4 protein-coding genes are annotated in these 9830 nt (G+C 68.4%); 1 reads left to right on the top strand and 3 read right to left on the bottom strand.

Features of this window, described 5'->3' with window-relative positions:
- Nucleotides 1-888 (top strand): GntT/GntP/DsdX family permease (locus tag sphsw_RS18770; RefSeq protein ID WP_042466825.1); only part of this gene is annotated, 888 nt, incomplete at its 5' end.
- 1 nt (nucleotide 889) lies between these two features.
- Here the strand turns inward: sphsw_RS18770 and sphsw_RS08090 are convergent.
- The 3 genes from sphsw_RS08090 to sphsw_RS08080 form a co-directional block, all read right to left on the bottom strand.
- Nucleotides 890-4366 (bottom strand): glycosyl hydrolase 2 galactose-binding domain-containing protein, encoded by a 3477-nt coding sequence (locus tag sphsw_RS08090; RefSeq protein WP_042466823.1) that lies wholly within the window; start codon nucleotides 4364-4366, stop codon nucleotides 890-892.
- A gap of 30 nt (nucleotides 4367-4396) precedes the next feature.
- On the bottom strand, nucleotides 4397-6982 hold the full coding sequence (locus sphsw_RS08085) for a glycoside hydrolase family 3 protein (protein WP_031440159.1): 2586 nt from the start codon (nucleotides 6980-6982) through the stop codon (nucleotides 4397-4399).
- A 70-nt stretch (nucleotides 6983-7052) separates the two neighbouring features.
- On the bottom strand, nucleotides 7053-9830 hold a 2778-nt coding region (locus sphsw_RS08080; RefSeq protein WP_042466822.1), incomplete at its 5' end, for a TonB-dependent receptor plug domain-containing protein.

The raw sequence follows: 9830 nt of genomic DNA, 5'->3' as shown, positions 1-9830 counted from the left end.
GGGCTGTCGGTGGTGCATGCGATGGTCCCGCCGCATCCGGCGGCGTTGCTGGCGACGCAGGCGTATAATGCGGATGTCGGGCTTACCGTGCTGTTCGCGTTGATCGTCGGCATCCCGACCGCCGCGATCGCCGGACCGCTTTATGGCCGGCTGGTGATCCGGCATCTCGCACCGCAGCCGATCGCCCCCGCCGCGGTCGTCGAGGCCGAGGACACACGGAGCCTGCCCGGCTTCGGCATCACGCTTGCGACATTGCTGCTGCCCGTCGTGCTGATGCTCGCCGGCAGCCTCGCGACGATGATCGCGCTGCCCGGATCGCGGCTCGACGGCATCCTCCGCTTCGTCGGCACGCCGGTCGTCGCGCTGCTCGCCGCGGTGCTCGTCAGCTACTGGACGCTGGGGCTCGCGCGCGGGATGAACCTCGGGACGATCCAGAAGTTCACCAACGACTGCCTCGCGCCGACCGCGATGATCACGCTGGTGGTCGGCGTGGGCGCAGGATTCGGCCGCGTCCTGATCGACAGCGGCGTATCCGACGCGATCGTCGCCGCAGCGACCAGCGTCCACATGCCGATCGTGCTGCTCGCCTGGCTGATCGCGGCGCTGATGCGCGTGGCGACCGGGTCGGCGACGGTGTCGATGGCGACCGCCGCGGGGATCATCGCGCCGCTGGCCGCGGCCAATCCCGGGATCCGGCCCGAGCTGCTGGTGCTCGCGACCGGTGCGGGATCGGTGATTCTCAGCCACGTCAACGATGGCGGCTTCTGGCTGGTGAAGGAGTATTTCGGGCTGAGCGTCGCCGACACGATCCGTAGCTGGACCGTGTGCGAAACGCTGATCTCGGTGGTCGGGCTGGCGCTGACGCTACTGCTGTCGCTGGTCGTCTAGCCTATCTGCCCCCGATCGTCGTCGCGGGGCTGTTCCACCCGCGCAGCCGCACCGTGGCGACGCCGCGGTCGCCCGGATAGGAGACGGTGACGTCACGCGTCTCTCCGGGCAGCAGCGAGACGTAATTGTCGCTGAAATAGGCTGGCAGGATCTGCACGCCCTTGCCGTCGAACAGCGTCAGCTTGGTCTGCAACGCGGGTGTCGTGCCCCGATTGGACAGCGTGACCCGGAGCGAGCGTTCGCCCGCCGCCGCCGCCGCTGCCGCCACGTCAGCCCGGAGCGTGGCCTGTGGCATCGCCGACAGCGCGCGCAGATCCGCGGGGTTCGCCGCCTGCCAGTAGAAATTCTCCGACACGCGGCTCCCGTCGGCGGCGGACGCGTCGAGCCGGACCAGCACTGGCCCCTTCGCCAGCGCCGCATCGAGCGCCAGCGGGAAGAGCGCGACCGTGGCGTTGGCGGGCAGGTCGACGGTCTGCGCGTGGGTCGCGACGGTCGCGCCGGTCAGATCGGTAACCCGCGCGGTTGCCCTGACGCCGGTCAGCGGCCGGCGCGTGGTGTTGACCATCACCACCTGACGGCCCGGCTGGTTCATCTGGATATGAACCGGCTCCGCCCCCCTCTTGGTGCCGTAGAACGCGGCGTGCGTGTCATAGTCCGACGAGTAGATCTGGAAATCGCTCGAGGGCCAGGCAGGGTGCGTCATCCACAGCATCCGGGCGCTGTTGGTGGTCCACAGCCCGGCATTGAACCCTTCGAAGATCGCGCGGTGCGACTCGTAGTTGAGCATCTGCGCCTTGCGCTCGAAATCGGCGAGATCGCGGGCCGGACCGAATTCGGTGTCCATCGCGCGCACGAAGCTCGCCATCGAGACGCCGCGTTCCTGATGCCAGTCGTGATAGACCCAGGTGTCGCTGATCGGCCAGCGATCCTCGACGGGGACGGTGCGCTGCCACGATTCCAGCGTCGGAAAGCTCGCCGTGCCGACCTCGATCGCGAAGCCGTGCGGATAGCCGGTGAAATAATCCTCCGGCGGGTGCCATTCATAGGGCCCCGATCCGCCGAGATTGATGACGCGCGAATTGCCCTTGTAAAGCCGGGTGCCGTCCTCCTGCCAGACCATGTCCTGCAGCGCGGTCTGCAGGATCGGTTGCGGCACACCTTCGTTGCGGCCGAACCAGAGGATGATCGACGGGTGGGTGCGATAGCGCCGCACCACGTCACGCGCATTGGCGACGAACAGCGGCACGTCCTGCGCCTCCGCGTCATTGTCCTGCGTCGATTCCCAGAAGTCGTTGAGCACCATCAGCCCGTGGCGGTCGGCGAGCGCGTAGAATGCCTCTTCGGTGCTCTGCCCCATCCAGTTGCGGATGATGTTCATCCCCGCCTCGCGGTGGAGCCGGAAATAGGGGGTCAGCCGGTCGGTGCCGACCCGCTTCATCATGTCGTCCATGCCCCAGTTGCCGCCGCGCGCGGCGATGCGGACGCCGTTGACGCGCAGCACCATCTGCGGCGACAGCGGATCGTCGGGCAATGCAGTGACCGCAGGCGATGTCTCCGCCCCCGGCATCAGCGAATTCGCCCAGCCGCCGCGGACCTTGCGCAGCGCCGGGTGACGTTCGTCGATCACCGGCGTGCCGAGATCATGCGCGAGCGCGGTATCGACCAGCACACGCCGCAGCGCCCCCGCGGTGTCGAGCGACGACAGCTCATACGTCACGCTGCGCATCCCGAAATCAAGACTGCGGCGGTCGGACACGACCCGGTCGCTCACCACCGTCAGATCGAGCCGGTGCAGCGCCGGGTCGCCATAGCCGTTGGGCCACCAGAGTTTCGGCTTCTGCACCGCGAGTTGCGGGAAGCTGCTCGGGGTGAAGCGCACGACCTGGCTGGCACCGGGCGGAAGCGTCACACGCTGTTCAACCGCGACATCGTCGAACGCCGCACGCACGGTCGCCGAGGCCGGCGCGGTGCCGTGGTTCGTCACCGGGACCTCGATCGAGACCTCGGCGACCGCATTGTCGGGCCGCGGCAGGCGGGTCGAGACCGCCGGATCGCCGATCGTCACGAACCCGGTCGCGGCGAGATCTACACCCTGCCACAGCCCGGTGTTGCGATCGCGCACGCCGGGGATCCAGTCCCACCCCTCGCTCGCGCCGAAGGTCGGACCGTCGCTCATCAACGCGCCGCCATTGTCGCCGCGCCCGCCGGCGAGCGACTGTTCGTGCGCGATGCCGGGATGCGGCGGCGGCGCGACGAGCACCGCGATGCTGTTGCGCTGCCCGGGCCGGAGCCGGTCGGTCACGTCGAACCGCCCGCGGATAAACGCGCCCTTCACGTCGCCGATCGCGGTGCCGTTGACCCACACCTGCGCCGCATAGTTGACGCCGTCGAACGTCAGCGTCAGCCGCTTGGCCGGGGTCGCGGGCAGCGTGAATTCGCTGCGATACCACCAGGATTGCCGCGACAGGCTTTCGGGGATCGCCATGTTGTTCAGGCCGATCGTCGGATCGGGATAGACGCCGCGATCGACGAGCGTCGTCAGCACCGTGCCCGGCACGGTCGCGGCATACCACGAGCGGGCATCGAACCCCGGCTGCGAGATCGCGGCCCCGTTCACTTCGACGGTCGGCGCCGCGACCAGGCGCCAGGCATTGACGGCATAATGCCCCTCGCGCGTCGGTGCGAGTGCGGGGGCGGTCGATACGGGGCTTGCGACGGGTTTCGAAAAGGGCGCCTTGCCGGTCGGGAGTTCCCAGGCCGGTTGCGGGGCGGTCAGGCCATATTGCGTCTTGACCTGCAGCGGCCAGGACGGGCTGGCATCCTCGAACCGGATCAGCGCCGCGTCGGGCTGACGCCGGGCGAGCGACGCGATCGCGGGTGCGGCGAGCAGCATGGGATCGAGCGCGAACGCGGCGATCCGCCCCGCAAACCCGGGCTGACCAGGCAGGCGCGGTCCGAGCGCGACGACACCGGTGGCCGGCGGCATCGCCGCGGCGGTGGCGGTGCCGACGAGCCGCCCGTCGACGAAGAAGCGCACCCGCCCCGCATCCGCGGTCGCGGTCAGCAGGTGCCAGGACTCGCGGGTGATCGCCGCAGTGGCGCGGAGCGTCGTCGCGCCCATCTGGAAAACGGGCTTGCCATCGTCGAGCGCGAACATCCGTGCGGCCGCGCCGGCGGGTTTGCCGATCGCCGCGACCGGCACGCGCCCCTTGGGCAGCAGCGTCGGGTTGATCCATGCGCGCATCGTCCATTGCGGCATCGGCGGCAGTGCCTCGTCGGCGGCATAGCCCTGTACCGGACGTTCGAGACCGTCGGATCCGGCGAGGAACACCGCGTTATACGGCCCGATCGCCGCCCGCTTCGGGTGCGCGATCCGCGACGACGGCCAGTCGACCTGCTGTGCCGCCGCCTGCGCCGGCCCCTGCATGGGGGCGACGCCGGCGCACAGCGACGCCGTATAGATCCTGATGGCACTCATCTCGCAGGCTCCCCTTGGGTGTCGTTCGCGTTATTTCGGCAGCACGGTCCGCGTCCCGGTGATCGTCACGTCCGTCCAGATCCCCGCCGCGTCCCCGGGCTGCCCGCCGCCGACGAACAGCCGGTAGCGGCCCGGCACGACGGCATGCGTGCCGTCATGCTCGACCATGCCGAGGCTGCGCGGGTCGATGGCGAAGTCGACGGTGCGGACTTCGCCGGCGCGCAGCGGGATCCGGCGGAACCCGACGAGCTGGCGTTGCAGCACGGGAATCGTCCGCCCCTGTTCCTGCGCGTCGACGGGTGCGAGATAGGCCTGGACCACCTCGTCCCCGGCGAGCTTGCCGGTGTTGGTCACGGTGACGCTGACCGCCAGCGGCTGTCCCGCGGTCACACTCGCTGAAGGTGCCGTCCTGGGGGCGTAGGCGAAGCGCGTGTAGCTGAGGCCGTGGCCGAACGGGTAGAGCGGCGTACCGCTGAAGAAACGGTAGGTCCGGTTCTTCATGCTGTAATCGATATAGGCCGGCAGATCGCGCGTCGTGGCATAGACCGTCACCGGCAGACGCCCGCCCGGATTGATATCGCCCGCCAGCATCCGCGCGATAGCGGTCCCGCCGGACTGGCCCGGATACCAGGCGGCGACGACCGCATCGGCATGGTCCCTGCTCCACGGATCGGCGATCGCGGAGCCGGTCAGCTGCACGACCACGATCGGCTTCCCGGCGGTGGCGAGCGTTTCCAGAAGCGCGCGCTGCGGCTCGGGCAGTTCGATCGCGGTGCGGTCGCCGCCGAGGAAGCCCGGCACGTCGAGCCGCAGCGCCTCGCCCTCGAGCGTCGGCGACAGGCCGGTGAACACCACGACCACATCCGCAGCGCCGGCGGCGGCGAGCGCCTCGCCGCGCTGCGCGTCGATCGGCGCGACCCAGCGCAGGCCGATCCCGCCATCCTCGCTTGCGTGCACATAGTCGATGCGGAGGTCGTGCGGTTTGGCGTCGGTGACGGTGACCTCCGCCTCGACTGCGCTATCGCTGCCGTCGTCGGTGATCAGCGGCTTGCCGTCGAGCCACAGCTTAACCGGATCATGGCCTTCGCAGTCGAAGCAGCGGGGGACGTCGAGCCGCAGCCGGTAGCGGCCGGGGCCCGGCGGCGTCAGTTGCCCGGTCCAGCGGACGCCGTAGCCTTTGCCCGACAATCCTGGAACGGGCGGTGCGCGATCCCAGTCGAAGTCGATCGTGCGGTCCTGCCGGGTCGCGACCCGCCGGGTCATCGCGCCGTCGCTGAAATACTCGCCTGTCAGCCCCGGCCTGCCATTCGCGGACAGGGCGGTTTCGGGGACGGGCAAGGCGACGCCCGCCGCCAGCCCGCTGCCCTGCGCATAGGTGACGCGATCGGCGCCGAAACGCGCGCGAATGCCCTGCAACGGCGTGACCGGCGCGCTGGCGGTGCCGTGATAATTCGCCTCGAGCACGTCGAGCGAGTCGGCATTGGGCCCGATCACCGCGATCCGGGTCCCGGGCTTGAGCGGCAGCCGGTCCTTGTTGGTGAGCAGCACCAGCGACTTTTCCGCCGCGGTCTGCGCGAGCGCGCGGTGCGCGGGCGTGTCGACCTGCGACGGCGCGATGCGCGTCCAGGGGCTGCGCTGGCCAAAGGCGATGCCGAGCGCCGCGCGCGACGCGAGCACACGACGCAGCGACGTGTCGATCGCGGCTTCGGGTACTAGACCCTTGCGAACCGCGGCGGGCAGCGCATCATAGCTCGGCCCGCAATCGAGATCGGTGCCCGCCTGCAGCGCCGCCGCGGCCGCCGAGGGCAGATCGGGGCGGTAATAATGGAAAACGGAGATATAGCCGACCGCATCGCAGTCCGATACGACCATGCCGTCGAACCCCCAGTCGCCGCGCGCGCGGTCGGTCAGCAACGCGGACGACGCACAGGCGGGTACGCCGTGAAGCGAGTTATAGGCGCACATGATCGACCGCGCGCGGCCTTCGGTCACCGCCATGCGGAAGGCCGGCGTATAGGTCCCGGCCATGTCGCGCGGGGAGATATCCGCGTCGAAGCTGTTGCGCCCCGCCTCCGGCCCCGAATGCGCCGCGAAATGCTTCGGCGTCGCGATCGCCCTGGGATGCGCGGCATCGGGCCCCTGGATGCCGCGAACGAACGCGACGCCCAGCTTGCCCGTCAGATAGGGATCCTCGCCATAGGTCTCCTGCCCCCGCCCCCAGCGCGGATCGCGGAAGATGTTCAGGTTGGGCGACCAGATGTGCAGCCCCGCGAAACGCCGCCGGTCGCGCGTCGAGCGCACGCCGTTGTACTTCGCCCGCGCCTCGGTCGAGACGACCGTGCCGACCTGATCGAGCAGCGCGGTATCCCAGCTCGCCGCCAGACCGATCGCCTGTGGAAAGACGGTCGCGATCCCGTTGCGCGCGAGGCCGTGCAGCCCCTCGCTCCAGTAATCATATGCGGGCAGATCGAGCCTGGGCAGCGCCGGCGCGCTGCTGCCGAGCTGCGCGGCCTTCTCCTCCAGCGTCATCGCCGCGATCGCCGTCTCGACGGCGGGTGGCGTCGCTTGAAGATCAGGCGCCTGGATATCGGCGGCCATCAGCAGGAACGGCAGCATCGGCTTTCCCCAGTTAATCGGATCCGATGACCGACCCGGTCATGCTCAACGGCATACCGGGCCGGGGTCATCAGAAGTTCGCGCGCATGCCGACCCGAAACGCGCGTCCGACGACGTCGTAGAGACCGGGGTTGGTGATATCGCTGGGGACGGTGGCGGCGTCCTTGTTGAACATGTTGTCCACCTTGACATAGCCCTGCACCGCGTCGGTGAATTTGTACGAGGCGCTGATGTCGACGTAGAAGGCGCTATCGAGGTGATTGCGATCGATCGTCGGGTGATCGATCGTCGAGACCGGGCAGTTGGTCTGGCAGACGATATATTCGTTGCTGATCACGCCCGCGCTGATCCACCGCTCCTGCAGCGTCATGCTGAAGAGGTCGGTCGTCCAGTCCTGGACCGCGAGAACCTTCCAGCTCGGCGTCGCACCCTGCCCCAGATTCACGCCCGCACCCTGAATGGGGATCGTGTTGGGCAGACCGCGATCCGAGACGAAGTTCTTCACATGCGTCGCCAGACCGCGCAGCGACGCCTGGCCGGGCAGCCCGATGCCCGACAACGGAACCTGGTAGCTCGCCTCGATGTCGAAGCCGTCGGTGAAGATCGACGCGAAGTTGAACGGCTGGACGGTGACCGAGGCGTTGTTCGGATCGCTGATGTCGAAGCTGTTGCAGGTGAAGGTCACGCCGGCGAAGCAGAGGTTGATCTGGGTCTGCGCATCGAGCGCCGCGATCGCGCTCTTGATCTTGATGCGGTAGTAATCGACCGAGATGTTCAGCCGCGGCGCCCAGGACGGACGCGACAGGATCACGCCGAATTCGGTATTGCGCGCGACTTCGGGGCGCAGCGCGGTGTTCCCCGTGGTCGTCTGGAGCACGGTGAGCGTACGACCCGGATTGAACGGATCGGTCGTGCCGGTGCGATTGCTCGTGACCGGCGCGGCGAAGAGCTCGCTCAGATTGGGCGCGCGGATATCGCGCGAGGTCACGCCGCGGAAGCGGATGCCGTCGACCGGCGTGTCCCAGGTCGCGCCGACCTTCCACGTATAGACCGTCCCCGACGTGCTGTAGTTGGTCGCGCGCCCGGCGGCATTGAGGTTCGCCTTGCCGACCCCGTCCGAGTTGAACAGCGGGGCATTCACCTCGAGGAAGGATTCATAGACGCTATAGGCGCCGCGGCCGTCGCGGTAATTGCCCGCATACCAGTTGCCGCCCTGCGGGTTCAGCAGCGGGTCGCTGGGGTATTGCGCATCGTACGCGCCGCTGGTCACGACGCCGTTGCCGTAAGGATCGGCATTCACCTGATAGAATTCATGCCGATATTCGCTGCCGAACGCGACCGACAGTGCGCCGGCTGGCAGCTGCAGCGGCTCGCCGCTGACGGAGAAGCTCGCGACGTCCTGGGTCTGGCGCGTATGCTGGTACGGTCCGTTGCCCGGAAGGATATAGGCGAGCGCCGCGGCGCTGGGCGTCTGGCCGCCGATGATGTTGAGCGGGACACAGCCGCTGGCGACAGCGGCGGGATTGGCACAGGTGATGCTGCCATCGGGCGCGCGGACCGCCTGGATCGCGGCATTGTAGCGCGGCATCAGCGGGATATCGCGGACGGTGATGTCGGTGATGCCCGTGCCGTGCTGATAATAGGCATCATAGCGCCAGTCGCCGCCGAACGCCTGGATCTTGCCCTTCGCGCCGGCGACGAAGCGATATTGCTCGCGCTCGGTACGGACGCTGATCGAGTCGGGGAAGATCGCGTTGTCGACGCCGTAGCGGAACTGGGTGATCCCGTTCGCCGCGCAGGCCTCCTGGACCGAGGTAGGGACATAGGGGTTGGCGCATTGCAGCGTCAGGTTGCCGAACTGCGCGGATCCGACATTGGGAATGTTGCCCGTCGTCACCCGGGCGACGTTGACGGTGGTGTAGAGTTCATTGTCGGGATCGATGTCGAAGCCGATCCGGCCATAGCCGCTGAGCCGCGTGATCGTCGACTTGAGCGAATTGGCGTTGGTCACGTTGCCCGACCGGTCGCCGCCTTCGCACACGCCATTGTAGCAGCCGAGCACGTTGCCGTTCGCATCCTTCAGCGGCACGCCGTTCGAGCCATATTCGAACTGCCGCGGATTGCCGTTCACGTCGAACGCAGTGCCCTGGAGCGGGCCGGCGGTGATCAGGCCGTAGAGCGCCGTGTTGTTCGCCTGGGTGAAGCTGCGATCGAGATATTGCGGGCCGCCGTCATTGGTGATGCCGCGGTTGATCAGGTTGCGCGAGACCAGCCAGTTGCGCCCGCCCGGACCGCTGCCGTCGGGATTCGATCCGACGCCGAAGCCGGCCGATCCGATCCCGTCCTCGTGGCTGTATTCGCCGCTGCCGATGAGATGCAGCCGGTCGTTGAACAGCGACTTCCCGACCGCGGCCTGGACCGTGTAGTTGCCGTCATCGCCGTAGGTGCTGATGCCCGACTGGAGATTGGCCTTGAAGCCGGTGAAGCGGGTGTTGGTCACGAAATTGACCACGCCGCCGACCGCGTCGGAGCCGTAGGAGGCGGAGGCGCCCCCGGTCACGACGTCGACCCGCTCGATCAGCAATTGCGGGAACAGGCTGACATCGGCGACGCCGGTGACGTTCGCGCCGACGACCCGCTGGCCATCGATCAGGGTGAGCGTGCGGATCGGCTGAAGGCCGCGAAGACTGAGCGCGCTCAGCCCCTGCACGCCGGTCGAGGTGCCGTTGGCGCCGACGGTGGCGCCCGTGCTGCCCTGGAGCGAGGGCAATTGCGCGACGGTCGTGAAGACGTTGGGCTGCGCGTTCTTGGCGATCGACTCGGCGCTCAGCACCTGAGTCGGGGTCGG

The sequence above is a fragment of the Sphingomonas sp. FUKUSWIS1 genome, from assembly GCF_000733135.1.
GTDB classification, from domain to species: Bacteria; Pseudomonadota; Alphaproteobacteria; order Sphingomonadales; family Sphingomonadaceae; genus Sphingomonas; species Sphingomonas aerolata.
The sequence above is the reverse complement of the archived record's forward strand: the minus strand, read 5'-3'. Positions and strand labels throughout refer to the sequence as shown.